Consider the following 26,885-nt stretch of genomic DNA (forward strand, 5'->3'; position numbering starts at 1 on the left):
GTGAAACACCCGATCCCATCCCGAACTCGGAAGTTAAGCACAGCCGCGCCGATGGTACTGCGTCTCAAGACGTGGGAGAGTAGGTCACCGCCAAACCTAATAAAAAGCCACTAACTCTCAATACGATACAACAGCACCTCGTGATCACAACCGATCACTCTGGCGCGGGATGGAGCAGCCCGGTAGCTCGTCAGGCTCATAACCTGAAGGTCGCAGGTTCAAATCCTGCTCCCGCAACCAAAAAAAGCCGCCACTAAGGCGGCTTTTTGGTTTTGGGTGAAAGTTCCGGGAACAGACCAAACATCTCAAGCTGCGCGGCGGGGGCTCCGCTTCTGCGGCGGTTGTTCGGGCAGGAATTCATCGACAACAAGGTAGGCCAGGATCACGAAACCGGCCGCTGCCGCGATCTGGGCGACGCGGGCGAGGCTTTTGACGTCCGCCTCGTCGGAGAAGGGGGCTATGGAGCCGCCGTACACCACCAGAACGGTGGTGATTGCGGAACCGGCCGCCGGGGCGAGCGGGTGCGATGACTTTCCGAGCGCGCCCATGGCCGCGCAGAGCAGTGCGATCAGGAGGATGGCGGTGATCGCGGAGGGGGCGATCACGTTGATCTCGTAGAAGATCATGGCCAGCCCGGCGCCCAGAAGGTTCGCCGTCAGCATGCCTTTCGCAACCGTTTTCCCTGCCGAAGGCATGGCGGCGAGCTGCTGGCTCAGCAGGGCGACGAAGAAGAGAACCAGCAGCGCCGAGGATTCCGACAGGAAGAAGAGGATGGCGAAAGGCACCGTGACCATCGTCATGCGCAGCAGGCGCCGTTTCGGATCGAACGCCTGGGCCGCCCCGCCGGCCGGCCCCTCCGCCATTTCGGAGCGCTGCGCAGGGGGCGCGGGGATGAGCGTGAAGCAGAGCGCGGACGCAAAGCCCGCGATCAGCAGGTTGGCCGGGACCCATGTGACGAGCGCGAGGGCGAGTTCCTCGGACTGGACGATGATGTTGGGCACCATCATCGCCGCCATCAGCGCGAGCACGCCCGGCAGGATCCCGGCTCCGGCGATCGTCCAGCTGAAGGAGAGCATGATCGCGATGGCGACCATCGCGAGGAAGACCACGGGATAGGGCACCAGCAGCGAAAACAGGATCCATGAGCCGAGCATCGCGCCGATCGCGAAGGCGAAGAGCTTGAGCGAAACCTTTACCGGAAGCGCGGCCGGGGCCTGCAGGAACAGCGTGGTGAAAACGGCGGCAAGGAAGGCCATCGGCCAATCCATCAGGATGCCGAGGCCGAACACGGCCGAGGTGCCGAGCATCTGCCGCCAGATCGCGCGCTTGTCCTCAATAGGCATAGGAGAGAAATGCTGCCGCGCGGATGTACATTCGGCCGATGAAATTCATGAAGCCACTGTCCGTCGGATAGAGGATCACGTCGGCCTGGCCGTTGAGCTGGAAGCGCAGATCGTCTTCGAGGCTGCCGGCCTCGTAGCCCGGCAGAACGATCCGGACCGGGAAACGCTCCGGCTCGCGCAGGAAGCCCGTGGTGGAGGGGGCGCTGGCGAGGGCGCCGGGCGCATCGGAGCCTGTGACGGACACGGCGGCGCTGAAGCTTTCGACCTGCCCTGTCAGCACCCGGCCCGGGTGCATGTTAAGCACCACCTCGGCCGGTGAGCCCACCTGCGCAAGGCCGATGTTGTTCTCGGTCAGGTAGGCCTCGATCCAGATGTCCGTGGCGTCCAGCAGGGTCACGAGATCGCTGCCCGCCCGGGCGTAGGTGCCCGGAGCGATCAGCAGGTTGGATACGAGGCCGCGCGCGGGGGCCTTGAGTTCGGTGCGTTCGAGGTTGAGATCCGCCTCCGCGAGCGCGGCCAGAGCGCGCTGTATCTTGGCGTTCTCCGCGCCTTCCTTGCCAAGGCGCTGCTTGGCGCGCTCCAGATCGGCCTGCGCGTTTTCGAGGGCGGCTTCGGCCTCCGTCAGCTTGCCGCGGGCCTCGTCGGCCTTGGCCACCGTCACGAGCCCCTTCTTCTCGAGCGCGAAGATGCGCTCGCTCTGAAGGCGTTGCGTGTCCAGATCGCTCTGGGCCCGCGCGAGCTTGGCCTGGGCGCCGCTCACTTCGGCCGAAGAGGCGCCCACGTCCTGCGTGGCGGATGCGAGATCGGCTTCGGCCTTGTCGCGGTCGATCTGGTAGGGGCGGGGATCGATGCGCAGCAGCACGTCGCCTGCCTCCACCACCTGGCCGTTTTCCACCAGCACTTCCACGACCGTTCCCGTCACCTCGGGAACGATGCTCGTGGCGACGGCCTTGACGCGCGCATTGCCGGTGATCGGGGTCATGCGGTCGGCGGCGATATACCAGGCCAGGAAGAGCGCAAGGATGGCGACGGTTGTCCAGATCGTGCGTTTCATGAGGCTTCGCCCGCGTTGGAGCCTTCATCGCCGGCGTCTTCTGCGCCGTCGGGATCGGCCTCGATCCAGACGGTGAACAGTTCGTAGAACACCGCGAACAGGACAGGCCCCATGAAGATGCCGATCAACCCGTAGGCCATGACGCCGCCCAATACGCCGATCAGGATGACGAGCATCGGGGTCTGAAGCCCCTGGGAGATGAAGATCGGGCGCAGGAAGCTGTCCATGATCATGGTCGGGATCGCGAGGATCGTGAAGGCCAGTGCCATGCCGCCCGACATCGAACTCCACGCGTAGATGATCACGGGGATCAGCACGAGGCCGGGGCCGATCTGCACGATGGAGAGGATCAGGCTGATGAAGGCCAGCGTGGTTGCGGAGCCGATGCCGAAGAGCTTGAGAAGCAGCCAGACGACGAAGGCCTGGATGGCGGCCACGCCGACGACGCCCTTCATCACGTTCTGGATCGTGGCCCCCGCCATCAGCACGAATTCCCCGCCCCGCGGGGCGAAGATCCGGTTGGCGAATTTCTGGACACCCACCACCAGTTTCGGCCCCGGCGCGAGCAGGGCGCCCATGATGATGGCCGCAAGGGCCAGCCCCAGCAGCCCGAGACCGATGCCGAGCGCCTTGCCGAACAGCGCGCTGGTGATGTCGAGGATCGGCTTGCTGTATTTGACGATCGCCACGTCGAGGTTCTGGTTGAAGAGCAGCCAGACCTCCTTGATCTGCGGCCCGGCGAGCGGGAAATCGTCGAGCCCCTCGGGCGGTGGCGGCAGGTTGAGCTTGCCGGCGGCGAGTTGCTCGGTGAATTCCGCTCCGAGCGATGCGAAGCCGGAGACGGCCGAAGCGATGGGGCCGAGCGTCAACGCCAGCCCGATGAGCACGAGGAGCGTCGCGGCAAGGGATTTCCGGCCGCCGAGCAAGGCCTGAAGCTTGTTGAAGATCGGGTAGATCGCGACGCAGAGGATCACGGCCCAGATGAACACGCTGGCCAGCGGGGTGACCATCACGATGGCGCTGTAGATGAACAGCCCGAGGAACATCAGCCGTATGGCGAGATCCACCACCTTTGACTCCTGGCTGGCCTGCCCCGCTTGGTTCTGGTCCGTCATGCGTTTCCCTTCCTCTTCCCTTTGCCCCGTCCGCCCGGTGCCGGCGGAACCCTTTAGTTCCGCCCCGCAGGCCCGGCCGTTCAGGGTATTTTGCGTTTCAGCGGCGGCCCCTTCTTCCCGGAGCAGCTTCCCGGTCTTTCCTGTATTGCGTGAGAATGGCGTCGGCGATGGTGGAGACCATGGCGACGAAGACGCCGAGCCCGACCACGAGGTAGCCGATGGTGAATATCTTGCCGAAGGCCGTCTCGGGGGAGAGATCCCCGAACCCGACCGTGGAGACGGCGACAACCGAGAAATATACGGAATCCAGCCACGACCACCCTTCGACGAAGCGGTAGACGATCGAGGCCCAGATGACGATGGCGGCCGTCAAGGCCAGCACGCTGCGCACCCGGCCATCGCTCAGTGCCGCGGCGATCGCGCGCAGCACTTCCCTCAGCGAGGCCATGTTTTCCTCCCTCTTTCTGTGAGGTTAGCCCAAACGGCACTTTCTGGGAACCTATTGATTGCAAGCACTCCGGCGTAGCGGCGCGGGCGATATGCCGGAGTCGCGTGCGCGCCGGGTGCCGGCGCTTTGTGAATAGCTGCCTTCGGCGGCGGCAAAGGCTTGCGCCACCCATCCGGCGGGTAGCCGCTTGCGGGCATCACAAGAGCGCTTCGATGCGGGCGAGGGTCGCCTCGCTGACGGCCACGCCCGCCCTGCCGGCGGCCGCGCGCTTGGCTCTGCGCCCGTCGCCGGGGAGCCGCGCGCCGCCCTGCGCATGGACGGCGCCGGCAAGCTCGGCGATGGCGGCATCGAAGGCGCCTGCCGCCGTGGAGGCCGGATCGATGGCGATGAAGCACTGGCCTGTCCGCGGCGGGCCACCCAGCGTGCCGGAGAACGGCGAGGCGTTGATGCCGAGGCTCGCACCCGTCAGGGCCGCGGCCATGATCTCCACCATCAGGGCGACGCCGACGCCCTTGTATCCGCCCGATGGCGCCATGGAGCCCTTCAGCCCCACCTCCGGGTCGGTGGTGGGGCTGCCGTCCGGGGCGAGCGCCCAGCCTTCCGGGATCGGCCTGCCTTCGCGCGCATGTTTCATCACCTCGCTCTTGGCGATGGTGCTGGCGCTCTGGTCGATCAGGATGGCCGCTTCGCCGCCGGGGCCGGGGGCGGCGATGGAAAAGGGGTTCGTGCCGACGACGGGCGTTGCGCCGCCCGAGGGTGCGATGGATGCCGGTGCGTTGGTGAAGCCAAGGCCGAGAAGCCCCGCCTCGGCGAGCCGGCGGGTGTGGTATCCGAGCACGCCGCAGTTGTAGCTGTTGCGGATGGCCAGCACCGCGACGCCCTGCGCGCGCGCAGCCGGGACAAGCGAGGCGAAACCGAGGTCGATGGCCGGGTGGGCGAAGCCTGTGGCGGCGTCCACCGCGATCACGCCCGGTTTGGGGCGTGACAGAAGCGGAGAGGCGGTGCCGTCGACCTTCCCACATTGCACGTGCTCGCAGTAGATCGGGATGTAGGCCAGCCCGTGGCTGGCGATGCCATCGGCCTCGGTGGCGGCTGTGGCCCGGGCCAGCGGGCGGGCGTTGGCCTCGGAGGTGCCCGCCGCGACGAGGGCGCGGAAGGACAGCTCTTCGATCTCGTCGAGGGACAGGATGCGCGTATCGGACATTGGGGGCCTCTTTCAGTCGTTGTCGAAAAGCCCGGCGCCCGCGCCGCGGCGGCGGGAGTCTTCGGTGGCCGGGGCATAGGTGCGGTGGGCGAATGCGTTGAGGCTTTCCCATGCCTCGGGCGCGGGGTGGGCGCGGCTCTGGAGCGGGCGCGGCGCTCGCGGCGCACCGCCCCGTGCGATGACGGCGCCTTGGGCCACTTCCGGAAAACCCTCCGGAGCGTCAAGCCGGTGGCCATCGGTGCGTATGGTGAGCCTGTCGATCTCAAGCGTGACCGCACTGTGCAACCGGCGCGCCGCACAGGCCGCAAATGGCAGTAGCAAAAGCGGCTCGTAGACCTCTTTCATGGCAATCGGGCCTTCTTCCAGCAGAAAGGCCGCATCCGATAGGAGCGGCCCGGCGCTGAGCGGGCAGAGGCCATCATCGCTTTCCCAGGTGCGGTCGGTGCTGCCGGGGCGGTGCGCCTGAGGGGCTTCCTGCAGGCCCTGCTCAAGAAGGCGGGCGAGGGCGGCGCAGCCGTCCAGGCCTTGCGCGCATAGCCAGCGCGCCGCCTTGCCCGCTTCCTCGGCCTGCCCCCAGGTATAGCCCGCCCCGCGCGCGGCCCGCCTGGCCAGCGCCTCCACCTCGTTCAGCGAGACGCTCATGCCTCCCCGCCGGGATAGATCCAGAAATCGGCGTTCTCATCGCACAGGTCATCGGGGTAGGGGGCGCCGGCGAACATGCAGATGCGCACCCAGCGATCGGAGCGCGGATCGAAATGCGTGGCGCCGAAGAACGAAAGCTTCGCGCGCAGCATGTCGATGGGCAGAACCTCGGCGCTGATCGTGTTGTCCCGGATTTCGCTGTAGGGCGCCGTCCGTGCCATCTGGGCCCGGCGGACGGTATGGCGGTGTTCGGGGTGGCGCAGCAGGAACTCGGCCACGGTCCGCGCGTCGCTCCAGCCTTCCAGCGCCGCGAAGGCAGCGGCGGCGTCGCGCGCCGGGGCGAGCGGCTGTTCGTATGGTTCGATGGGTTCCTCGAAACGCTCGCCGAGGCGCGGCTCCAGCTTCTCCTCGGAAACATACCACGCCCGCGCACAGTTCTCCGGGGCGGACCAGTCCAGCTTGAGCGCCCATCCGTAGGTGTCCCGGATCGCCTGCCGCACCTGCGCAACCGTCATCCGGCCGTCGATCACGATGGCTTCCGCCCGGCTGTCAGCCATGCAGCAGGCCAGCCCGTCCACCAGATCGCCGTAGGGCTCCAGGATCAGGGAGGCCAGAAGCTCCTGCCCCTCTTCGCTGAGCGCGGTTTCCGACCAGTGGATCAGCGCGTTCCAAGGACGCGTGCCGGAGAGGCCACCGGTATCGAGATGGGCCGAGATCGCTTCCAGATCAGCCTCCAGCCTTCGCAGCTTCTCAACCTGAAGGGGGTGTTGCGAATGCCAGCCGGACATCGCCTTGCGGCTGCGCCGGAACATCTCGTGAAACAGGGCCACTTCCGACATGCTGGCGGTTTCCAGTGAACGCACGCGGGCGATGGCCTCTTCGCGGGCCATGATCCAGTTATTGAAAAGCACCGGGTGATTGACGAGGAAGGGGGCCATGCCGAGGCCGGTGGAATTGCCGATCCCCAGCCGGCGGGCGAGGCCGGCATCCAGCTTGGCGGCCCGCGCCCCGCCTTTCACCCGGGCCATGTGCTCCACGAGGTCGCGCACGAAGGCGCGCGTCAGGTAGACCGAGAGCATTTCCACCTGGAAGGGCGCTTGCAGTTCGGGCCGGTCGGCCACGGCCTCGCGATCCGCCGCGCCGAACTTTCCGGAGCCGTAGACCGCCGTGGTGCGCATCAGGTAGCCGACCTGCCGGATCTGGGCGGGATCCGGCTGCCGCCCGGCGGCAAGCGCTTCGACGGTATGCTCCCAAAGGCGCACCGAGCGGTTGGCGCGGGAGAGCGAAAGCTCCCGTTCGCTCACGCGCCCGGCCTCCTGCAGGGGCACGTTCTGCGCGAGGCGCGCGGTGTCGGCCTCGGTGGGAATGCCGTCAAAGAGCGCGAAGGTGGCATCCCAGGCCTCGGCGATCACCCTGTCGGAGCGTTTCTCGGGCGGCAGGTCGTGGGCGAATGCCACGAGAGAATAGGCGCGCTCGGGGCCCTGTGCGGTGTAGACCGCCGTGCCCACACCCCGAGCGTCGATGTCGAAGCGAGGCCGGGAGAAGGCCCAGGCTTCCCGCGCCATGCGGCGGGTGAGCTGGCGCATGAAGCTCAGGCGGCACTGGTGGAGGGAGCCCAGCCGGGACAGGCGCATGACGGTGGCCGGAGCGCGCCGTTCGATCCCTGCCTGCGCCCGTTCCGCCATCCCGTTACCCCGCCGCCGGCCCGAAATTCGCGGCGAAGAACCGATACCAGTTCCCGCCCATGATCCCGTCCACCTCCTCGGCGTTCAGGCCGGTCGCGCGCAGCCCCTGCTCAATGGTGTCGAAATCGCGGTTGTCGCGGAACCATGCGGGCATCGGCGGAAAGCCCGGCGCGCTGGCGGAGCCTTCGCCGTAATCGATCTGCTTGCTCCAGCGGCCCACGCGCATCCATTCCACCACGCTGTCGGGCTGATCCTGGCACAGGTCCGTGCCCAGCCCCAGATGCTCGGGCCCGTAGCGCTCCGCGGTGCGCGCGATCATCTCGCAGAAGCTTTCCAAGGTGCAGTCCGATTTGTCCTTCAGGTGATGAGGATAGACCGAAAACCCGAGCATCCCACCGTTTTCCGTCACCGCCCGGATCACTGCGTCGCGCTTGTTGCGCAGGGCAGGGGCCCAGGCGTGGGGGTTGGCATGGGTGATCGCGATCGGGCGCTCCGAGATCTCCGCCGCCTCGATGGTGGAGCGGTCCGCCGAATGGCTCATGTCCACCACGAGGCCGACGCGGTTCATCTCGCGGATCACCTGGCGCCCCATGCGGGTGATGCCGGCGTCCTCGGCCTCGTAGCAGCCCGTCGCCAGCAGGGACTGGTTGTTGTAGGTCAGCTGCATGAAGCGCGCGCCGAGCGTGTGCACGATCTCCACCAGCCCGATGTCGTCTTCGATGGGCGAGGGGTTCTGGAAGCCGAAGAACACCGCCGTGCGCCCGGTTTCGCGCGCATGGTCGATGTCGCTGGCCTGCAAGCCCTTCATGATGAGATCCGGGTATTGCTCGAACCACCGGTTCCATTTCTCGAAGTTCAGGACGGTTTCCCGGAAATTCTCGTGGTAGGCGATGGTGACGTGGATCGCGTCCACCCGGCCCTCGCGCAGCTGGCGGAAGATCTTCTCGGACCAGTTGGCATATTGCAGCCCGTCGATCCGCATCAGCCCGGCGCCCCGGCGCTGATGTAGGCCGTCTTCACGGTGGTGTAGAACTCTGCCGCCGCCCGGCCTTGCTCGCGCGGGCCGTAGGAGCTTTCGCCGCGCCCGCCGAAGGGCACGTGGTAGTCCGTGCCGGCGGTGGGCAGGTTCACCGTTACCACGCCGGTCCGCGCGTTCCGGCGGAAGTGGGTGGCGCGGGCGAGGCTCTTGGTCACGATGCCGGAGGTCAGTCCGAAACGGGTGTCGTTGACGGTGGCCAGAGCTTCCTCGTAGCCGTCCACCCGGATGACCGAGGTGAGCGGCGCGAACATCTCCTCGCGGTTGATGCGCATGGCGTTGGTGGTGTTCAGGAAGACGCCGGGGCTCATGTAGTGGCCGTCGTGGGGCATTTCGAGCCGGGTGCCGCCGCAGGCCAGCTCCGCCCCTTCGGACTGGCCGAGCGCGACGTAGGCGAGGTTTGCCTCCAGCTGTTCCGCGCTGACGACCGGGCCCATCTCGGTTCCCGCCTCGAGCGCGTGGCCCACCTTCATCGCGCGCGCGCCCGCCACCAGCTTCTCAACGAAAGCATCGTGGACCGCCGCGTGGACGACGAGGCGGGAGGAGGCCGTGCATTTCTGCCCGCTGCCGCCGAATGCCCCTCCGAGGGCGAGGCTGACGGCCAGATCGAGATCGGCGTCCTCCATCACCGCGAGTGCGTTCTTCGATCCCATCTCCATCTGAACCTTCGTCAGGTTCTGCACGGCCGCGGCGGCGATCCGCCTGCCCACGGGCACCGAGCCGGTGAAGGAGATCGCGTCGATGTCCGGGCTGTCCACCAGCCGTTGGCCGATGGCCCCGCCGGCGCCCATGACGAGGCTGAACAGGCCTTTGGGGATGTCCTGCCGGCTGATGATCTCGGTCAGGGCCACGGCGGAGGCCGGGGTGAGGTTGGCCGGCTTCCAGACCACGGCATTGCCGTAGCACAGGGCCGGCGCGATCTTCCACGACGCCGTGGCGGTGGGGAAATTCCACGGGCTGATCACGGCGACCACGCCCACCGGCTCGCGCCGCACGTCGATTTCGACGCCGGGGCGGACGGAGTCCGCGTTTTCACCCAGTTGGCGCAGGCATTCCGCCGCATAGTACGTGAAGAACTGCCCGGCCCGGTAGACCTCGCCCTTGCCCTCGGCCAGCGGCTTGCCCTCTTCGCGGCTCAGGAGCGTGCCGAGTTCCTCGGCGCGGGCCATCAGCTCGGTGCCGATGGCCATGAGAACCGCCTGCTTGCGCTCCGGCCCGTAGGCGGCCCATTCCGCCTGTGCGCGGCGGGCCTGTTCGATCGTCGCATCCAGCTGGTCGGGGCTCGCCTGCGCGAACAGGCCGATGAGGTCGGACAGGTCCGAGGGGTTGCGGTTCTCGATTTCGCTCTCCCCGGCGAGCCATTCGCCGGCGATCAGGTTCAGCTTCGTCACGATGGGCCCCGTTCTGATTGACTGGGCGCAGAGTGGACTTCGCATCCGGCATCAGTCAAACTAGAACAAATTGAACAAACTTCAGATGTACTGAAGCATGGCCATCAAGATCGAAACCCTGCGCTGTTTCTGTGCCGTGGCGGAGGCCGGCAATCTCGCGGAGGCGGCCGACCGGCTTGGCCGGACGCAATCCGCCGTGTCGATGACGTTGAAGCAGCTGGAAAGCCACCTCGGCCGCAAGCTCTTCGAGGGGGAGCGCAAGGGCCGGCTGTCGGCGCTGGGCGAACAGGTCTTCGAGCTTTCCCTGCGGCAGGTGCGCCAGTTCGACGAAACGGTGCAGGCGATCGAGGCCGCGGCCCACGCCGCCAACGGCCAGATCCGGATCGCCTCGGTGCCCTCCGTCGCGGCGCTGATCTTTCCGGGCGTGCTTGCCCACATGACGCGGGCCTTTCCCGGCGCCAAGGTGGAGATGCGCGACGCCGATACCCGCCAGGTGCTGGATGCGCTGGCCGAGGGGAAGGCCGATATCGGCATCGCCTCTGGCCTGCACTCGGTGCGGGGCGTGCGGGCGCTGCCGCTCTTCGCGGATCGGTTCGGGCTCGTGTGCAGCACCGCCCACCCGCTGATGCAGGCCGCAGAGGCCCCGACGGTTGCGGCGGTTCTGTCGGCGCCCTTCCTGCGCAACGCGCTCTGCGATCTTATCGATGAGCCGGGCTTCGCGCAGGCCATGGAGCGGGCCGACGTGACGATCCACAACACCCAGTCCCTCATCGCCATGGTCGCGGCGGGCCGCTGGGTGACGATCCTTCCCGAAGCCGTGGCACGCATCCTGCCCGACGGCACCGCCTTCCGCCCGCTCGCCGATCTTTCCGTGCGGCGGCAGGTCTACCTCTACGTCCGGGAGGCGCCGCGGTTCGGGCATCTGAGCGAGGCCTGCAGCCAGTTCATCCTCGGGCTGAGCCTGCCCTGATCGCACCCTTTCAGCGTTGTGGCCCTGCCGAACGGCCTTGAGGCGAAATTTCCCTTGCGAGATTTGGAGCGTTCCAGTAATCAATTTTGGAACGTTCCATAAGGCGAGTCGCACGCGTGTGCCGGAGCGCCGCCAAGGCTGGAAGCGGGAGGAGGACGTGATGACAAAGATTGTTCCTGTCGCAGAAGCGGTGGCCCGGATCGCCGATGGTGCGGTCGTCTCGGTGTCCTCTTCCTCGACCCTCGGCTGCCCGGATGCGGTGCTGGCCGCGATCGGCGCGCGCTTCGAGGCGGAGGGCCACCCGCGGGGCATCACGACGCTGCATCCGATCGCGGCGGGCGATGTCTACGGGGTGAAGGGCATGGATCACATCGCCAGGGACGGGCTGCTGGCGCGCGTTCTGGCGGGCTCCTACCCGTCGGGGCCGTCGAGCGTGGAGATGCCCGAGATCTGGAAGATGATCGTGGAGGATCGCGTCGCCGCCTACAACGTGCCCTCCGGCATCATGTTCGACATGCACCGAGAAGCGGCGGCGCAGCGGCCCGGCGTGCTCACGGAAGTCGGGCTGGATACCTTCGTGGATCCGCAGCTTCAGGGCTGCGCCATGAATGCGAAGGGGGCCGCCGCGCCCATCGTCCACCGGGTCGAGTTCGGCGGCCGGACGTGGCTGCACTTCCCCAATCTTCCGCCCGACGTGGCCATCATCCGGGCGACGACCGCCGACGAGCGCGGAAACCTGACATACGAACACGAGGGCGCCTACCTCGGCGGGCTGGAGCAGGCCATCGCCGCGCGCAACAACGGCGGGCTGGTGATCGCGCAGGTCAAGCGGATCACCGCGAACGGCTCCCTGCGCCCCCATGACGTGCGCGTGCCGGGGCACCTCGTGGATTGCATCGTGGTGGCCCCGGATCAGAAACAGACGACCGAAACCCAGTACGACCCCGCGATCTCGGGCGAAGTCATGCGCCCCTGGAGCAGCTTCTCGCTGGCGGAGCACGGGGTGGAAAAGGTGATCGCCCGGCGCGCGGCGCAGCAGCTCAAGCGCGGCATGACGGCCAACCTCGGCTTCGGGATCAGCGCCATGGTGCCCCGCATTCTGCTGGAAGAGGGCCACCCCGATGCGGTGACATGGGCCATCGAACAGGGCGCGGTGGGGGGCATGCCGCTGACGGGTTTCGCTTTCGGCTGCGCCTCCAACGCAGATGCCTTTGTCCCTTCCCCGCAGCAGTTCATCTACTTCCAGGGCGCGGGCTTCGACGTTTCCTTCCTCTCCTTCCTCGAGGTGGACGTTGAGGGCAACGTCAACGTCTCCAAGCTCGGCAAGAAACCCTACCTGACAGCCGGCTGCGGCGGCTTCGTGGACATCACCGCCAAGGCGAAGAACATCGTCTTCTCGGGCTGGTTCGAGGCCGGGGCGAAGATCGGCCTGACGGCGGAGGGCATCGCCATCGAAGCCCCCGGCAAGTTCACCAAGATGGTGGAGAAGGTGGAGCATGTCACCTTCTCGGGCAAGCGTGCGCGGGAGCAGGGGCAGAACGTCCTTTACGTCACGGAGCGCTGCGTGATCGAACTTACCGGCAACGGGCTCGTCGCCACCGAGATCATGCCGGGGATCGATCCGCGCGAGCACATCGTGGCGGCCTCGCAGGGGCGGGTGCAGGTGGCCGAGAACGCGCGGCAGATGCCGAAGGCGCTGCTGGCCGAGGGTCCGATGGGGCTGGCGCTATGAGCACGGTGGAGCTGACGCAATCGGGGCCGGTCGCCGTGCTGACCCTCTCCAACGAGTACAAGCTGAACGCGCTGACGATGGCCATGCTGGAAGCGCTCGAAGCCCATCTTGCCCGCCTGGACAGGGATCCCGGTACGCGGGCCGTGATCCTGACCGGGGCCGGCCCCAAGGCCTTCTGCTGCGGCGCCGACATCGCGGAGTGGGGGGACTTTTCGCCTGCTGAATTTGCCCGCATCTGGGTGCGTGAAGGCCACCGGATCTTTGATCGGCTGGCGCGGCTCTCCAAACCCACCATCGCCGCCCTGAACGGCCATGCCTTCGGCGGCGGGCTGGAGCTGGCCGCCTGCTGCGACATCCGGGTGATGGCCCCGCGCGCCACGCTGGCGCTGCCCGAAGCCAGGGTCGGCATCGTGCCCGGCTGGTCCGGCAGCCAGCGGCTGCTGCGGCTGCTGCCCGAACCCGTCGTGAAGGAGATCGCGCTTTTCGGCCGCCGAATCCCGGCGGAGCGGGCGCTGGGCCTCGGCTTCGCGGCCGAGATCGCGGAGGACGCGCTCGGCGCGGCGCAGGCCATCGCGGCGGAACTCCCGGGCCTCTCGCCGCGCGCGAACGAGATCACCAAGGCGATGATCCACGCCGCCGCCGGCGAAGACGGCGCCGCGGCCATCGAGGCGCTCGGCGGCGCCGCCGCCGGGGCCAGCGCGGATCGCGACGAAGGCGTTGCGGCCTTCCTCTCCAAACGTTCACCGGAATTCAACGGGCAATAAACGATGAAAGATCTCACCATCAACACGGCCACCGCCTTCGATCTGCCCCCGGTCTTCGCCGCGCGGCACCTGATCGACGGCGCGTGGATCGACGGCGGCGACACCTTCGAACGCGTCTCCCCCTCCCACGACGTGGTGGTCAGCCGTGCCTGCCTCGGCGGGGCGGCCGAGGTGAACGCCGCCGTCGCCGCCGCGCGCCGCGCCTTCGATGCGGGGATCTGGAGCCGGATCCCCGCGAAGGACCGCGCCGCGGTGCTGCTGAAGGTCGCCGACCTGATCGAGGCCAACGTCGAGCGCATCGCGGTGCAGGAGACGCTGGAAAGCGGCAAGCCGATCGCGCAGGCGCGGGGCGAAGTGGGCGGCGCGGCCGATCTCTGGCGCTACGCCGCCGCTCTGGCGCGCACCAGCCACGGCGACAGCCACAACAGCCTCGGCGAAGACATGCTCGGCGTCGTCGTGAAGGAGCCGATCGGGGTGGTCTCCATCATCACGCCATGGAACTTCCCCTTCTGGATCCTGAGCCAGAAACTGCCCTTCGCGCTGGCCGCGGGCTGCACCGTCGTGGTGAAACCTTCGGAGATGACGCCCTCTTCCACGGTGATGCTGGGCGAGCTGCTGATCGAGGCGGGCCTGCCGGCTGGCGTCTGCAACATCGTGCTGGGCCTCGGTGATCCCGTTGGCAGCCTGATGACGACCCACGAAGCGGTGGACATGGTGACCTTCACCGGTTCCACGGCCGTGGGCAAGCGGATCACGCAGGCCGCCGCGGGCACGCTCAAGAAGGTGGCGCTGGAGCTGGGGGGCAAGAACCCGCAGGTCATCATGCCCGACGCCGATCTCGAAAACGCCGCCGACGCGGTGACCTTCGGCATCTATTTCAACGTCGGCCAGTGCTGCAATTCCTCCAGCCGCATCATCGTGCATGAGGACATCGCGCAGGATTTCGTGGCCCGCGTCGTGGAGCTTTCGCGAAAGGTGCGTTTCGGCGATCCGCTGGACGACAGCACCCAGGTCGGCGCCATCGTGACGGCCGAGCACAACGCCAAGATCGACGGATACGTCAAGGACGCCGTGGCAGCGGGGGCGCGGCTGGAGCTGGGCGGTGCGCCGCTGCGCGTGGAGGGGCTGGGGCCGCAGTTCTACCAGCCCACCGTGATCAGCGGCGTGACACCGGACATGGCCATCGCGCGCGAAGAGGTGTTCGGCCCGGTGCTCACGGTGCTCACGTTCCGCACGCTGGAAGAGGCCATCGCGCTCACGAATGACTCCGACTACGGCCTCTCGGCGGGAATCTGGAGCAACGACATCCACACCTGCCTCGCCTTCGTCCGCGGGGCGCAGGCCGGCACCGTCTGGACCAACACCTGGATGGACGGCTTTCCGGAGCTGGCTTTCGGCGGGATGAAGCAATCGGGCCAGGGCCGCGAGATCGGCCGCTACGGCTACGAGGAATTCCTTGAGGTGAAATCGCTGGTGATGCGCGTCGGGCGCGACAGCCGGACACCCTGGGTCGCGCGGAGCGAGGATTGATCGCTCCGCACCATGAAACGCAGTTAGGGAGGTTAACAATGCGTTCATTTCTGAAGACGAAAACGGCCATCGCGGTGGCTCTGACGGTCACCGCCGGTGCGGCCCATGCCGATGGGCATGACGTGGAGGTGCTGCACTGGTGGACGTCCGGCGGCGAAGCCGCGGCGCTCAACGTGCTCAAGGAAGATCTGGAAAGCCAGGGCATCGGCTGGACGGACATGCCCGTCGCCGGTGGCGGCGGTGAGCAGGCGATGACGGTGCTGCGTGCCCGCGTCACCGCCGGCAACGCCCCCACCGCCGTGCAGGGCCTTGGCTTTGACATTCTCGACTGGGCCAACCAGGGCGCGCTCGCCAACCTCAATGACGTCGCTGCCGCCGAGGGCTGGGACGATGTGATCCCCGAGGCGCTGCAGGCCTTCGCCAAGGTCGATGGCGCATGGGTTTCCGCGCCGGTCAACGTGCACTCCACCAACTGGGTCTGGGCCAACAAGGCGGTGCTGGATGCCAACGGCATCGACGTGCCGGAAACCTGGGAGGATTTCGTGGCCGCGCTGGACAAGCTGAAGGCCGCCGGCGTCACGCCGATCGCCCACGGCGGGCAGGCCTGGCAGGAAGCCACGGTGTTTGACGCCGTTGCCATGTCCACCCTCGGGCCGGACGGCTACAAGGCCGCCTTCATCGATCTCGATCCGGAAGCGCTGGGCTCGGATGCCATGAAGGAAGCCTTCGAGCGCATGGAAGTGATCCGCGCCAACGTGGACGAGAACTTCTCCGGCCGCGACTGGAACCTCGCAACCGCGATGGTCATCAACGGCGAGGCCGGCTTCCAGATGATGGGCGACTGGGCCAAGGGCGAATTCCTGAACGCGGGCAAGAAGCCGGGTGAGGATTTCCTCTGTTTCCGCTTCCCCGGCACGCAGGATCAGGTCACCTTCAACGCCGACCAGTTCATGATGTTCGACCAGGGCGGCGCCGTCTCCAAGGAACAGGCCGCGCTGGCCTCCGCGATCCTGTCGCCGTCCTTCCAGTCCGCCTTCAACGTGGTGAAGGGCTCCGTCCCTGCGCGCACGGATGTATCGGACGAGGCCTTCGACGATTGCGGCAAGAAGGGCATGGCCGATCTCGCGGCCGCGGCGGCGAGCGGCAACCTGTTCGGCTCCATGGCCCACGGCCACGCCAACCCGGCCGCGGTGAAGAACGCCATGTACGACGTCATCACCGCCCATTTCAACGGTGAGTTCGACAGCGCCGAAGCGGTGCAGGAACTCGTCGATGCCGTGGAAATCGCCCAGTAAATCCGGGCGATCCTCCCGTGGCGGAGCGGTGGCCTAGGCCGCTCCGCCACACCTGACCACCAACACACCAAACATCCCAAGGGGGGCGCGTGATGGCACATACGGCCGACGCGGATTTCAAGACGCGGCTGCAGAACCTGTTGCCCAAGCTGGTGCTTTCGCCATCGCTGGCCATGGTTCTGGTCTTCGTCTACGGCTTCATCATTTTCTCGGTCTACCTGTCCTTCACCGACAGCCGCCTGCTGCCGTCCTTCGGCTGGGTGGGGTGGGAGAACTACTCCAAGCTCTGGCGCCTGAGCCATTGGGAGATCTCGCTCAGGAACATGGGCGTCTTTGCCGCGCTCTACATCTCGATCTGCACCGTGCTGGGGCTTGGGCTCGCGATCTTCCTCGATCAGAAGATCCGCGCCGAGGGGATGATCCGCACGATCTACCTCTACCCGATGGCGCTCTCCTTCATCGTGACGGGCACCGCCTGGAAATGGTTCCTCGATCCCGGCATCGGCCTTGAGAACGTGCTCCAGACCTGGGGCTGGGAGAGCTTCCGCTTCGACTGGATCAAGAACCGCGACTACGCGATCTACACGGTGGTGCTGGCCGCCGTCTGGCAGACATCGGGCTTCGTCATGGCGATGTTCCTCGCCGGCCTGCGCGGGATCGACAACGAGATCCTGAAGGCCGCCCAGATGGACGGCGCCTCGAACTGGAACCTCTACCGCCGCATCATCATCCCGCAGCTTCGGCCTGCCTTCCTCTCGGCCTTCGTGATCCTCAGCCATCTGGCGATCAAGACCTTCGACCTGGTGATCGCGCTCACCGGCGGCGGGCCGGGGCGGGCCACCGAACTGCCGGCGACCTTCATGTATTCCTACACCTTCAGCCGCAACCAGATGGGCATCGGCGCCGCTTCCGCCACCATCATGCTGATGACGATCGCCGCGATCATGATCCCCTATCTCTATGCCGAACTGCGGGAGAAGAAATGATGTCCGTTTCCACTCAGGATACCGCCATCCGCACCGGTCGCGTCACGCGGGCGCTGATCTACCTCGTGCTGCTGCTGTTCGGGCTCTTCTACCTGCTGCCGCTCTACGTGATGGTGGTGAACTCGGTGAAGCCGCTGGACGAGATCACCGGCGGCGGCATGATGAACCTGCCGCGCGTCTTCACGCTGGAGCCCTGGGCCAAGGCGTGGTCTTCGGCGCAGATCGGCGTCGATCCCACCGGGCTGCAGCCCTACTTCTGGAACTCGATCAAGATGGTGGTGCCGGCGGTGGCGATCTCGACCGTGCTGGGCGCGCTCAACGGCTACGTGCTGACGAAATGGCGCTTCCGGGGTGATACCATCCTCTTCGGCCTGATGCTCTTTGCCTGTTTCATCCCCTTCCAGATCGTGCTGATCCCGATGGCGCGGATGCTCGGGCTGATGGGGCTCGCGGGCACGACCTGGGGGCTGGTGCTGGTGCATGTCGTCTACGGGATCGGCTTCACCACGCTGTACTTCCGCAACTACTACGCGGTGTTTCCCACCGAACTGATCCGCGCCGCGCAGATCGACGGGGCAGGCTTCTTCCAGATCTTCTGGCGCATCCTGCTGCCCTCCTCGGGGCCGATCGCCGTGGTCTCGATCATCTGGCAATTCACCAACATCTGGAACGACTTCCTCTTCGGCGCCTCCTTCGCCGGGGCCGACAGCCAGCCGATGACGGTGGCGCTCAACAACCTCGTGCAATCCTCCACCGGCGTGAAGGAATACAACGTTCACTTCGCGGGGGCGATCCTCGCCGCCCTTCCCACTCTCCTCGTTTACATCGTCGCGGGCCGCTACTTCGTGCGTGGCCTGATGGCAGGCTCCGTGAAAGGATAATCACATGGGCTTTCTCGACATCGACAACACCACCAAGTCCTACGGCGCGGTAGAAGTCCTGCACAAGGTCGACATCTCGGTCGAAGAGGGCGAGTTCCTCGTGCTCGTCGGCCCCTCGGGCTGCGGAAAATCCACCCTGCTCAACATGATCGCCGGGCTGGAGGACATCACCAGCGGCGAGATCCGCATCAAGGACCAGGTGATGAACGGGGTGCACCCCTCCAAGCGCAACATCGCCATGGTGTTCCAGAGCTACGCGCTCTACCCCAACATGACGGTGGGCCAGAACATCACCTTCGGGCTGGAGATGCACGGCGTTCCAAAGCCGGAGCGCGAAAAGGCCATGCACGAGGTGGCGAGCCTGCTGCAGATCGAACAGCTTCTGGACCGCAAGCCCGGCGCGCTTTCGGGCGGGCAGCGCCAGCGCGTCGCCATGGGGCGGGCGCTGGTGCGCAATCCCGACGTCTTCCTGTTCGACGAGCCGCTCTCCAACCTCGACGCGAAGCTGCGGGTGGACATGCGCACCGAGATCAAGAAGCTGCACCAGAAGCTGGGCACCACCATCGTCTACGTCACCCATGACCAGATCGAGGCGATGACGCTCTCCACCCGCATCGCGGTGATGTATGGCGGCTACGTGCAGCAGCTCGGCACCCCGCAGGAGATCTACGACACCCCCGCCAACATCTTCGTGGCCACCTTCATGGGCTCGCCTGCGATGAACGTGGTGCCGGCGACGGTGGCGGTGGAGAACGGCGTGCCAATGGCCGTGGTGGAACTCCACGACGGCTCCAGGGCCCGCCTGCCGTTCAGCCAGCAGAACCTCGCCGCCTGGGAGGGGCGCGAGATCATGCTCGGCATCCGGCCCGAGACGATCACCGATGAAGACGCGGCCGACCGCAAATCCACCAACATCGCGCAGATGGTGAACCGCATCGTCGTGACCGAGCCTGCGGGCTCGGATACCTTCGTGACGATGACGCTGGGCGGCAAGGACGTGATCGCGCGGATGCGCTCGGACGCCGACGTGCGCCCCGGCGCCGATTTCACCTTCGCCGTCAACATGGAGAAGGCCGTGGCCTTCGACCCCGCAACGGAAATGCGGATCCTGCCCTGATGGATGCGGATGTCCTCATCATCGGATCCGGCATGGGCGGCGCCACGCTTGCCGCCGCCCTCGCGCCCACGGGCCGCCGGATCGTGATCCTTGAGCGGGGGGAGCACCTGCGCCCTTCGCCGCAGGATCGGGATGCCGAGGCGATCTTCGGGCGCGGCGTGTTCCGCCCGGCGGAGGAATGGCTGGACGGCGAGGGCAGGCCCTTCACCCCCGGCAACTACTACAACGTGGGTGGCAATTCGAAGTTCTACGGCGCCGCGCTGATCCGCTACCGGGCCAGCGATTTCACGGCGATGCCGCATCCCGGCGGCATGACGCCGGGGTGGCCGCTGAGCTACGAGGAACTCGAGGCCGACTACCAGGCCGCCGAAGAGATGTACCAGGTGCGCGGCGACGCCACGCAGGATCCCACGGAGCCGCCCCATTCCGGCGGCTACCCGCACCCGCCGGTGCCCGATGAACCCGACATCGCCGACCTGCGGCAGCGCCTGGCGCGCGTCGGGTTGACGCCGGCGCCGATCCCGCTGGGCGTGGATCTGGACGCCTGGCTCGCGGGCGGCCGGACCACCTGGGATGCCTACCCCGACACCCGCGGCGCCAAGATGGATGCGGAGTCCGTCGGGCTTTCGCGGGCGCTGGCCTATCCCAACGTGGAACTGCGCACCGGTCGCAAGGTGGAGCGGCTCCTGAGCGATGTGGACGGGCGGATTACGGCGGTGCAGCTTGCCGACGGGGCCAAAATGCATGCGCCGCTCGTCGTGGTGGCCGCCGGGGCGGTGCAGACGGCGGCGCTGCTGCTGCGCTCGGCCAATGAAAACTGCCCCACCGGGCTTGCCAATCGCTCCGATCAGGTCGGCCGCAACTTCATGAACCACAATTGCTCCGCCGTGCTGGCGCTGCACCCGCTGCGCCGGAACCGGAGCATCTACCAGAAGACCCTGATGCTGAACGATTTCTACCTTCCGGCGGGGGGCAGGCCCGCGCTGGGCAACGTGCAGATGCTGGGCAAGATCACCGGGCCGATCCTGGCCGCCGGGGCGGGCTTGCCTCGCTTTCTTGCCAACGCCATCGCCGCGCGCAGCTTCGATCTCTACGCGATGAGCGAGGATCTTCCCAACCCCGACAGCCGGGTGACGCTCGAAAAAGACGGCCGGATCCGCCTCGACTGGAAGCGCTCCAACTGGGAGGCGCATCTGAGGCTGGTGAAGGAACTGAAGCGCGCGCTACGCCGCGCGGGTTTTCCCGTCGTTCTCAGCAAGCCCTTCGACCGCCGCACGCCCTCGCACCAATGCGGCACCGCCCGCATGGGGCGCGATCCCGCACGCAGCGTCGTGGACAGCACCTGCCGCAGCCACGATCACCCCAACCTCTTCATCGTCGATGCCTCGGTGCTGCCGACATCGGCCGCCGTGAACCCGGCACTGACCATCGCCGCCCTCGCCCTGCGCGCCGGGCGCCACATCACCCGAACGGAGTTTGCCGCCTGATGGCCGAAGGATATGATTTCATCGTGGTTGGCGGCGGGTCCGCCGGTTCCGTGATCGCCGCACGCCTGTCGGAGGATCCCGATGCGCGGGTGCTGCTGCTGGAGGCCGGCGGCAGCGATCGCCACCCGTTCTTCCACCTGCCGGCGGGCTTTGCGAAGATGACCAAGGGCATCGGCTCCTGGGGCTGGACGACGGTGCCGCAGCGCGCGATGCAGAACAAGGTGTTCCCCTACACGCAGGCCAAGGTGATCGGCGGCGGCTCCGCCATCAATGCCCAGATCTACACCCGTGGCGCGGCGGCGGATTACGACGAATGGCGCCAGATGGGTTGCGAGGGCTGGAGCTACGAGGATGTTCTTCCCTACTTCCGCAAGTCCGAGGACAACGACACCTATGAAGGCCGCTACCACGGCAAGGGCGGGCCGCTCGGCGTCTCGATGCCGGCCGCGCCGCTGCCGATCTGCGATGCCTTCATCGCGGCGGCAGGGGAACTGGGCATCCCGAAAACGACTGACGTGAACGGCGAACGGCAGGACGGCGTGGGCTACTACCAGCTCACCCAGCGCAACGCCCGCCGCTCCTCCGCCGCGATGGCCTTCCTCGCCCCGGCCCGGCGGCGGCCCAACCTCACCATCCGCACCGGGGCACAGGTGCGGCGCATCCGGGTGAAGGCCGGCCGCGCGACGGGCGTGGAAATGGCCGATGGCACGGTGCTGAGCGCGGATCGCGAAGTGATCCTGTCGTCCGGGGCGATCGGTTCCCCGCGCCTGCTGCAACTCTCCGGGATCGGCCCGGCCGACCACCTCAAGGCGCTCGGGATCGACGTTGTGTTCGACCAGCCCGGCGTGGGGGCGAACCTGCAGGATCACCTCGATCTCTACGCGATCTGCGAGGTGACCGGCCCGCACACCTACGACCGCTACGCCAAGCTGCACCTCAGCGCGCTGGCCGGGCTGCAATACCTGTTCACCCGCAAGGGGCCCGTGGCCTCCAGCCTGTTCGAGACCGGCGGCTTCTGGTACGCCGATCCGGACGCGCGCTCCCCCGACATCCAGATGCACCTGGGGCTCGGCACCGGGATCGAGGCCGGCGTCGCGGCGATGCCCAACGGCGGCGTCACGCTCAACGCCTGCCACCTGCGCCCGCGCTCGCGCGGCACGGTGCGGCTGAAATCGGCCAACCCCGCCGACATGCCGCTGATCGATCCGAACTACCTGTCCGATCCCTACGACCGGGAGATGTCGATCCGCGGCCTCAAGCTGGTGCAGGAGATCCTCGCCCAGCCCGCCTTGAGCAAATACATCCTCGCCGAGCGCCTGCCCGGCCCGGGCGTGAAGACGGATGAGGATTACTTCAATTTCATCTGCGTCCACTCCAAGACCTCCCACCACTGCGCAGGCACCTGCCGGATGGGCGCGGATGAGGCCGCCGTGCTCAACCCGCGCCTGCAATTCAATGGCATCGACGGCCTGCGCGTGGCCGATGCCTCGGTGATGCCCACCGTCAATTCCTCCAACACCAACGCTCCTGCCATCATGATCGGCGAGAAGGCCGCCGACATGATCAAGCAAGATCAGGGAATGCAGCCATGATCCGCCACATCGTTCTGACCAGGTTCAAACCCGAAACGCCGGAAGCGAAGATCCGCGAGATCTACGCCGGCCTCGCCGCCGTCGCCGAGAGGCTGCCCGGCGCGGGCGGCTTCACCGGCGGGCGCTCCGAAAGCCCGGAGCAGATCGAACGTGGCTACATGCATGGCTTCGTGATCGATTTCGACAGCTGGGAGGCGCTGCAGACCTACGCCGATGATTCAGAGCACAAGGCACTCGGAGCCCAGCTCGTGGCCAATGCGATCGGCGGGATGGACGGTATTCTGGTGCTCGACCTCGACGTATAGAGGGCGGGCAAGCCAGACCGGAGAGAGCGCATGAAGCAACGCCCCACCATCCTTGACGTCGCCAAACAGGCGGGCGTGTCGAAATCCACCGTGAGCCTCGTGTTGCAGGGAAACCCGGCGGTGAAGGAGGAGACGCGCAAAGCCGTGCGGCAGGCGATGGCGGATATCGGCTACGTCTACAATCGCTCCGCGGCCACGCTGCGCTCGGCGACCTCGGGGCTGATCGGCCTCGTGATCAACGATCTGCGCAACCCGTTCTTCACCGAGTTCGCCGCCAGCTTCCAGATGGAACTCAGCAATGCCGGCTTCGCTACGGTGCTGGCCAATGCCGACGAGGATCCGGGGCTGCAACGCCGGATGATCGCCTCGCTGGCCGAGCACGGGGTGGCGGGTTTCATCATCTCGCCCTGCTACGGCGAGGAGGCGGCGACGCTTTCCGAACTCGCGGCCTCGGGCACGCCCACGCTCCAGGTTTTCCGCAGGCTCGAAGCCGAGGGCGGCGCGCTGCCGTTTCTCGCGCCGGACTACCTGCACGGCGGGCGGCTGGCGGCGGAGCACCTGATCCAGCAGGGCTGCCGCAACATCGCCTTCCTCGGCGGGCTGAACGACAGGCCGGTGACCCGTGAACGGATGAGCGGCTACCTTTCGGTGCTGGAGGAACATGGTCGCGCACCGCTGGTGCTGAGGGGGCAGTCCACCCGCGCCTTCGGTAAAGACGCCGCCGCGCGGCTGCGGCGCGAGCATCCCGAAGTGGATGGGGTGATCTGCTTCAACGATCTCGTGGCGCTCGGCGTGCTCGCGGCCTGCCCCGATCTGGGCATGCGCGCCGGGCAGGATCTGCGCGTGGTGGGCTTCGATGACATCGAGGACAGCCGGGACAGCTACCCGCCCCTCACCACGATCAGCTGCAACATCCCCGATTTCGCCGCCACGGCGGCGCGCCGGATCGTGGCCTGGATCAAGGAAGGCGAGGCGCCGCCCGCCTCCGCGCGCAGCCCGGTGCGGCTGGTGGTGCGCGCTTCAAGCGGCGTGAACAACAGGCAAAAAGGAACTCGCGATGACTGAGGTGAAAGTGGCCGTGCTGGGCGCGTCCGGATGGATGGGCAGGGTCCACACGATGGCTTACCAGACCTTCCCGCATTTCTTCGGCACGAGCGGCGGCACCGCCCGCGTCGCGGCGCTCGTCTCCACGCGGGCCGAGGCCGAGCTCGGCTTCCGCGCGCCCGGCGCAAAGATCCTTTCGGACTGGCGGCAGGCGGTGAACGACCCCGAGATCGACCTGATCGACATCTGCCTGCCCGACAACATGCACCACGAGGTGGCCAAGGCCGCGCTTCTGGCCGGAAAGCACGTGTTCTGCGAAAAGCCGCTGGCCGATACGGCTGCCGAGGCCCGCGAACTGGCCGATCTTGCCCGTGCGAAAGGCGTCATCACCCGCGTCGGCCATGCCTTCCCGCGCAACCCCGTCCACGACCGCGCGAAAGAGATCATCGAGGCCGGCGAGATCGGCGAGATCAAGCTGTTCAAGGGCTGCCAGCACATCGACGTCTACGGCGATCCGCTCGCCCCCTACATGTGGCGCGCCGACGGCAGCCTCGCCCCCACGGGCATCATCGGCGATACCGGCAGCCACGTGTTCAGCTTCATGGAATTTCTCGTCGGCCGGGTCTCCTCGCTGGTCGCCGACAGCTACGTCACCGCCCCGAGGCGCCCCAAGGTGGACGGGCAGGATCTGGGCGGTTCCGCGCCCGAGATCACCGAGGCCACCGAGTGGGGCGAGGTGACCAACCCCGACGGCACCAACATCCTCTGCACCTTCGAGAACGGCGCGAAGGGGATCGTGGATTTCAGCCGCGTCGCCACCGGGCGCAAGTTCATGCAGAGCTACGAAATCTACGGCACGAAGGGCAGCCTCGTCTATTCCTTCGACGAGGTGAACCGCCTGCGCTTCTACTCCAACGATGATCCCGGCGGGCGGCGCGGTTTCCGCGAGATCGACGTCGGCCCCGAGCACCCCGCCTACGGCGCCTTCCTGCCGCTGCCGAACTTCGCGCTGGGCTACAACGAGACCAAGATCATCGAAGCCGCCGAGGTGATCCGCTCGATCACCACCCACACGCCGATGTGGCCCACCTTCGAGACTGGCCACCACATCTGCCAGATCGTCGATGCCTGCATGGACTCCGCGCGCCAGCGTGCCTGGGTCGAAATCGCCTGACCACCGAAGAAGGGAAGCCCCGATGGCCCTCGCCGTATCACAAGAGATCCTCGACGCCCTGACCGATGTCGCCATGCCCCGCCTCGCGCCGGAGCCAGAGGCGGTCGAACACGTCACCCTCGGCGGTTTCACCATCCCCGTGCGGCGCGCCGGGGCCGTGGTGGTGGGCAGCGGCGCGGCCGGCCTGCGCGCGGCGGTCGAGATGAAGCGGCGCGGCGTGGACGTGGCGATCCTGAGCCAGAGCGCCTGGGGTGGCACCTCGGCCTGCTCGGGCTCCGACAAGCAGACGCTGCACACCGCCAACACCAAGGATCGCGGCGATGATTTCCTCGCCATGGCCGCCGCCATCGGAGCGGGGGGCGCGATGGATGAAGATACCGCCTACATCGAGGCCGTCGGCTCCATCCGCGCCATGGCCTCGCTGCAATACCTCGGCCTGCCCCTGCCGCAGGACGATCTGGGCGGCACCCTGCGCTACCAGACAGACCACGACGAAGTGGGCCGCGCCACCTCCTGCGGGCCGCGCACCTCGCGGCTGATGGTCAAGGTGCTGGCCGAGGAAGCGCTGCGCCTCGGCATTCCCTTCTTCAACCAGACGACGGCCGTGAAAATCGTGAAGGAGGACGGCCGCGTGGCCGGGGTGCTGGCGATCCGGCCCAGGGACGCCGGAGCGGCGAACCCCTACGGGTTGGCGCTCTTTCCCTGCGCCTCGCTCGTGCTGGCGGCCGGCGGGCCGGGAGAGCTTTATCGCGACAGCGTTTTTCCGAACGGCTGTTTCGGCTCGCTCGGGCTGGCGCTGGAAGCGGGGCTCGCGCTCACCAACATCACCGAAAGCCAGTTCGGCATCGGCACCCGCCGCGAGGGCTTCCCGTGGAACCTCTCGGGGACCTACGTGCAGGTCATCCCGCATATCTACTCGGTGGATGCGGAGGGCCGCGAGCACCATTTCCTGGCCGACTACTACCGCACCACGCAGGAAATGGCCTCCAACATCTTTCGCAAGGGCTACCAGTGGCCCTTCCACGCCAGCCGGATGCTCGATTTCCAGTCCAGCCTCGTGGATCTCGCCATCTTCCGGGAAGGCCAGAAGGGGCGGCGGGTGTTCATGGACTTCAACCGCAACCCGCTGCCCATCGATGAACCCTTCAGCCTCGACAGGCTGGATGCGGACGTGGCCGGCTACCTGAGGAGCGCCGGGGCGGATCACGCCCTGCCGATCGACAGGCTGCGGCACATGAACCCGCTCGCGATCGAGCTCTACAAACGATACAAGATCGACATCACCCGCGATCCGCTGGAATTCGCGGTGAACAACCAGCACATGAATGGCGGCATCGAGGTGGACATCTGGGGCCGCACCAACGTGCCCGGCATCTATGCCGTGGGCGAGGCGGCCGGCACCCACGGGGCCACGCGCCCGGGCGGCTCCGCGCTCAACGCCGGGCAGGTGTTCGGCACCCGCGTGGCCGAGCATGTGGCGGCACGCGGCGGAGCGGCGCCCGGGGCCCTTGCCGAAGGGTCGGCCGAGGAGGCCTTGGGCGAGGTCCTTCGCGTCCTTGCGCCCGAAGGCGGCGGCCTGTCGTGGAAGGACATCCGCGCCGAGGTGCAGGCCCGCATGAGCGACAAGGCCGGCATCCTCTGCACCGCTGAAGAGGTGTCCGGCGCGCTGGCGGAGGCGAAGGCGTTGAACGGGGCGATCCGCGACCGGGGCATCGCGCTCTCCCGCCCGTCCGAAGCGGCGCGGGTCCTGCAATGGCAGCAGATGGCGCTGGCCTCGGAGGCGGTGCTGGCCGCGCTGGACCACTACATCGCGCAGGGCGGCGGCAGCCGGGGTGCGCGGGCGATCTGCGATCCGGAAGGCGAATCCCTGCCGCAATCGGTGCGCGGCCCGCTGGCCGATGTCCGCTTCCGCGCCGAGCGCGAGGAAGACAAGCAGAGCCAGCTCATCGTCCGCTTCGAAGGGGGCGGGATGGTGATCTCCGCCCGGCCCAACCGGCGCCACGACGGCGCGAAATCCTTTTTCGAACGCGACTGGCCCGCCTGGCTCACCGGGCGCATCTACGATCACGGCGCCCCTTCGCCCTGAAGCG

Annotated in this window: 23 protein-coding genes, 1 tRNA gene and 1 rRNA gene; 16 read left to right on the plus strand and 9 right to left on the minus strand. The window is 67.3% G+C overall.

Annotated features, from left to right (window positions below; all coding sequences use genetic code 11):
* Positions 1-96, plus strand: a 5S ribosomal RNA gene (gene rrf, locus PSA7680_RS13785); the annotation flags it as partial.
* 67 nt (positions 97-163) lie between these two features.
* Positions 164-240, plus strand: a tRNA-Met gene (locus tag PSA7680_RS13790).
* A gap of 65 nt (positions 241-305) precedes the next feature.
* Here the strand turns inward: PSA7680_RS13790 and PSA7680_RS13795 are convergent.
* The 9 genes from PSA7680_RS13795 to PSA7680_RS13835 all read right to left on the minus strand — a co-directional run bounded on the left by PSA7680_RS13795 (position 306) and on the right by PSA7680_RS13835 (position 9,918).
* Positions 306-1,343: a DUF2955 domain-containing protein gene (locus tag PSA7680_RS13795; protein ID WP_085869302.1), complete on the minus strand. Its 1,038-nt coding sequence runs from the start codon at positions 1,341-1,343 to the stop codon at positions 306-308.
* The gene (locus tag PSA7680_RS13800; RefSeq protein ID WP_085869303.1) at positions 1,333-2,397 is read right to left on the minus strand and encodes an HlyD family secretion protein; all 1,065 of its coding nucleotides are present in this window, start codon (positions 2,395-2,397) and stop codon (positions 1,333-1,335) included. Before PSA7680_RS13800 ends, PSA7680_RS13795 begins: the two co-directional genes overlap by 11 nt.
* A complete protein-coding gene (locus PSA7680_RS13805; RefSeq protein WP_085869304.1) occupies positions 2,394-3,512 on the minus strand; it encodes an AI-2E family transporter in 1,119 nt (372 codons plus the stop codon). Before PSA7680_RS13805 ends, PSA7680_RS13800 begins: the two co-directional genes overlap by 4 nt.
* 97 nt (positions 3,513-3,609) lie before the next feature.
* A complete protein-coding gene (locus PSA7680_RS13810) occupies positions 3,610-3,960 on the minus strand; it encodes a potassium channel family protein (RefSeq protein WP_085869305.1) in 351 nt (116 codons plus the stop codon).
* 196 nt (positions 3,961-4,156) lie between these two features.
* Positions 4,157-5,164 (minus strand): Ldh family oxidoreductase, encoded by a 1,008-nt coding sequence (locus tag PSA7680_RS13815; protein WP_085869306.1) that lies wholly within the window; start codon positions 5,162-5,164, stop codon positions 4,157-4,159.
* Between the two features lie 12 nt (positions 5,165-5,176).
* Positions 5,177-5,806 (minus strand): DUF3726 domain-containing protein, encoded by a 630-nt coding sequence (locus tag PSA7680_RS13820; RefSeq protein ID WP_085869307.1) that lies wholly within the window; start codon positions 5,804-5,806, stop codon positions 5,177-5,179.
* The gene (locus PSA7680_RS13825) at positions 5,803-7,491 is read right to left on the minus strand and encodes a hypothetical protein (RefSeq protein WP_085869308.1); all 1,689 of its coding nucleotides are present in this window, start codon (positions 7,489-7,491) and stop codon (positions 5,803-5,805) included. Before PSA7680_RS13825 ends, PSA7680_RS13820 begins: the two co-directional genes overlap by 4 nt.
* 4 nt (positions 7,492-7,495) lie before the next feature.
* Positions 7,496-8,473 carry a membrane dipeptidase gene (locus tag PSA7680_RS13830; RefSeq protein ID WP_085869309.1) on the minus strand — a complete coding sequence of 326 codons (978 nt, stop codon included), beginning with the start codon at positions 8,471-8,473 and terminating at the stop codon, positions 7,496-7,498.
* Positions 8,473-9,918 (minus strand): aldehyde dehydrogenase family protein, encoded by a 1,446-nt coding sequence (locus tag PSA7680_RS13835; protein WP_085869310.1) that lies wholly within the window; start codon positions 9,916-9,918, stop codon positions 8,473-8,475. Before PSA7680_RS13835 ends, PSA7680_RS13830 begins: the two co-directional genes overlap by 1 nt.
* Positions 9,919-10,015: 97 nt before the next feature.
* On the opposite strand from PSA7680_RS13835, the gene PSA7680_RS13840 reads away from it, so the two are divergent.
* The 14 genes from PSA7680_RS13840 to PSA7680_RS13905 all read left to right on the plus strand — a co-directional run bounded on the left by PSA7680_RS13840 (position 10,016) and on the right by PSA7680_RS13905 (position 26,881).
* Positions 10,016-10,888, plus strand: coding sequence for a LysR family transcriptional regulator (locus PSA7680_RS13840; protein ID WP_085869311.1), 873 nt, complete (start codon positions 10,016-10,018; stop codon positions 10,886-10,888).
* A gap of 160 nt (positions 10,889-11,048) precedes the next feature.
* Entirely contained in the window at positions 11,049-12,620 is a 1,572-nt protein-coding gene (locus tag PSA7680_RS13845) for an acyl CoA:acetate/3-ketoacid CoA transferase (protein ID WP_085869357.1), read from the plus strand.
* Positions 12,617-13,384, plus strand: coding sequence for an enoyl-CoA hydratase/isomerase family protein (locus tag PSA7680_RS13850; RefSeq protein WP_085869312.1), 768 nt, complete (start codon positions 12,617-12,619; stop codon positions 13,382-13,384). Before PSA7680_RS13845 ends, PSA7680_RS13850 begins: the two co-directional genes overlap by 4 nt.
* A gap of 3 nt (positions 13,385-13,387) precedes the next feature.
* Positions 13,388-14,914, plus strand: coding sequence for an aldehyde dehydrogenase family protein (locus tag PSA7680_RS13855; protein WP_085869313.1), 1,527 nt, complete (start codon positions 13,388-13,390; stop codon positions 14,912-14,914).
* Positions 14,915-14,952: 38 nt separating this feature from the next.
* Complete coding sequence (locus PSA7680_RS13860) at positions 14,953-16,209, plus strand: ABC transporter substrate-binding protein (protein WP_085869314.1); 1,257 nt, start codon at positions 14,953-14,955, stop codon at positions 16,207-16,209.
* A gap of 92 nt (positions 16,210-16,301) precedes the next feature.
* The gene (locus PSA7680_RS13865) at positions 16,302-17,195 is read left to right on the plus strand and encodes a carbohydrate ABC transporter permease (RefSeq protein WP_085869315.1); all 894 of its coding nucleotides are present in this window, start codon (positions 16,302-16,304) and stop codon (positions 17,193-17,195) included.
* Positions 17,192-18,076: a carbohydrate ABC transporter permease gene (locus PSA7680_RS13870; protein WP_370738559.1), complete on the plus strand. Its 885-nt coding sequence runs from the start codon at positions 17,192-17,194 to the stop codon at positions 18,074-18,076. The genes PSA7680_RS13865 and PSA7680_RS13870 overlap by 4 nt, the downstream gene beginning before the upstream one ends.
* A gap of 4 nt (positions 18,077-18,080) precedes the next feature.
* Positions 18,081-19,193, plus strand: a complete 1,113-nt coding sequence (locus PSA7680_RS13875) for an ABC transporter ATP-binding protein (protein ID WP_085869317.1) — start codon at positions 18,081-18,083, stop codon at positions 19,191-19,193.
* Positions 19,193-20,680 carry a GMC oxidoreductase gene (locus PSA7680_RS13880; protein WP_085869318.1) on the plus strand — a complete coding sequence of 496 codons (1,488 nt, stop codon included), beginning with the start codon at positions 19,193-19,195 and terminating at the stop codon, positions 20,678-20,680. The genes PSA7680_RS13875 and PSA7680_RS13880 overlap by 1 nt, the downstream gene beginning before the upstream one ends.
* Positions 20,680-22,272, plus strand: a complete 1,593-nt coding sequence (locus PSA7680_RS13885) for a GMC family oxidoreductase (protein ID WP_085869319.1) — start codon at positions 20,680-20,682, stop codon at positions 22,270-22,272. The genes PSA7680_RS13880 and PSA7680_RS13885 overlap by 1 nt, the downstream gene beginning before the upstream one ends.
* Positions 22,269-22,577 (plus strand): Dabb family protein, encoded by a 309-nt coding sequence (locus PSA7680_RS13890; protein ID WP_085869320.1) that lies wholly within the window; start codon positions 22,269-22,271, stop codon positions 22,575-22,577. Before PSA7680_RS13885 ends, PSA7680_RS13890 begins: the two co-directional genes overlap by 4 nt.
* 30 nt (positions 22,578-22,607) lie before the next feature.
* A complete protein-coding gene (locus PSA7680_RS13895; RefSeq protein WP_085869321.1) occupies positions 22,608-23,642 on the plus strand; it encodes a LacI family DNA-binding transcriptional regulator in 1,035 nt (344 codons plus the stop codon).
* Positions 23,635-24,795 carry a Gfo/Idh/MocA family protein gene (locus PSA7680_RS13900; protein WP_085869322.1) on the plus strand — a complete coding sequence of 387 codons (1,161 nt, stop codon included), beginning with the start codon at positions 23,635-23,637 and terminating at the stop codon, positions 24,793-24,795. Before PSA7680_RS13895 ends, PSA7680_RS13900 begins: the two co-directional genes overlap by 8 nt.
* Positions 24,796-24,817: 22 nt before the next feature.
* Entirely contained in the window at positions 24,818-26,881 is a 2,064-nt protein-coding gene (locus PSA7680_RS13905; protein ID WP_085869323.1) for an FAD-dependent oxidoreductase, read from the plus strand.
* Positions 26,882-26,885: the final 4 nt, after the last annotated feature.

The organism is Pseudoruegeria aquimaris (assembly GCF_900172235.1).
GTDB classification, from domain to species: Bacteria; Pseudomonadota; Alphaproteobacteria; order Rhodobacterales; family Rhodobacteraceae; genus Pseudoruegeria; species Pseudoruegeria aquimaris.